Source organism: Kribbella sp. NPDC020701 (assembly GCF_055562215.1).
Map to the genome: position 1 here is coordinate 1 of NZ_JBVHFT010000072.1, position 1,237 is coordinate 1,237.

At 61.7% G+C, this 1,237-nt stretch carries 1 protein-coding gene; it reads left to right on the forward strand.

Going from position 1 to position 1,237, the window contains the following annotated elements; translation table 11 throughout:
- Positions 1-65 precede the first annotated feature (65 nt).
- Positions 66-1,237 (forward strand): IS3 family transposase gene (locus tag ACZ3HV_RS44575; protein ID WP_465693963.1). Its coding sequence is split into 2 segments (ribosomal slippage), with 1,173 coding nucleotides annotated over them: positions 66-330 and positions 330-1,237; the frame shifts between segments, so codons are not numbered across the junction. This gene is flagged as partial in the annotation.

The window sequence follows — 1,237 nt, forward strand, 5'->3', positions numbered from 1 at the left end:
TGAGGTGCCCCGAAGGTCCCGGACAGCGGTCCAACTAAGATTGGGTCGTCTGGAAAGGAAAGTCTTTGCCGCGTCCGAAGAGAAACTTCTCTCCTGAGTTTCGGGATGAGGCTGTGAGGTTGGTTCTGGAGACCTCGCGGCCGATCGCTCAGGTGGCCAAGGAGCTCGGTATTAACCCGGGAACTCTTGGCAACTGGGTTAACGCCTATCGTCGAGAGCATGCCGGGGAAGAGCCAGCGCCCGCCGGCGCGGAACGGGCCGAGATGGCCGAGTTGCGTCGCCGTAATCGCGAGCTCGAGCAGGAGAACTTGTTCCTGAAAAAAGCCGCGGCGTACTTTGCCAAGGATCATCGGTGAGCGACAGGTTCGAGTTCATCGATGCAGAGCACGCAGCGAGCGGGAACACTGAGAACGCCACGAACACGGTCGCCGCGTTGTCGATCGCCAAAATGTGCGCGCTGCTGGACGTGTCGCGCTCCGGTTTCTACGAATGGAGAGACCGGCCGGCGTCGGCCACCGCGCAGCGCCGGGACGAACTGAAGCTGCTGATCGACAAGTCGTTCGAGGACTCTGACGGCACCTACGGGTACCGACGGGTCCACGCCGACCTAGCCGGCTGGGGCGTGCGGTGCGGCCCCGAGCTCGTCCGCGCCCTGATGCGCGAGCTGGGCCTGGAGCCGTGCCAGCCCAGGCCCTGGCGGCACAGTCTCACCGCGTCCGACGGCCAGACCCACCACATCCCCGACCTCGTCCAACGCGACTTCAACGCCGCCGCTCCTGGCGAGAAAATGGTTGGCGACATTACCTATATCGAAACCTGGGAAGGATGGGTCTATTTAGCGACGGTGATCGACTGCCACACCAAAGCCGTCATCGGCTGGGCGATGGACGACAATTACAAAACGCCGCTCATCGAGCGGGCAATCGAGATGGCCACACGGAACCACAACCTCGCCGACGATGCGATATTCCACTCCGACCGCGGCAGTAACTACACATCCACCCAGTTCGCCGCGACGCTGAAGCGGTATAACCTCCGGCAATCGGTCGGGCGAACCGGGATATGTTACGACAACGCGATGGCCGAATCATTCTTCGCCGCACTGAAGAACGAACGTGTTCACCGTACACAATACCCCACCCGCGAGAACGCCTACCGCGATATTGCACGCTATATCGAACTTCGCTACAATTCACGACGTCGCCACTCCGGACTCGACTACCGCACTCCCCGGCAG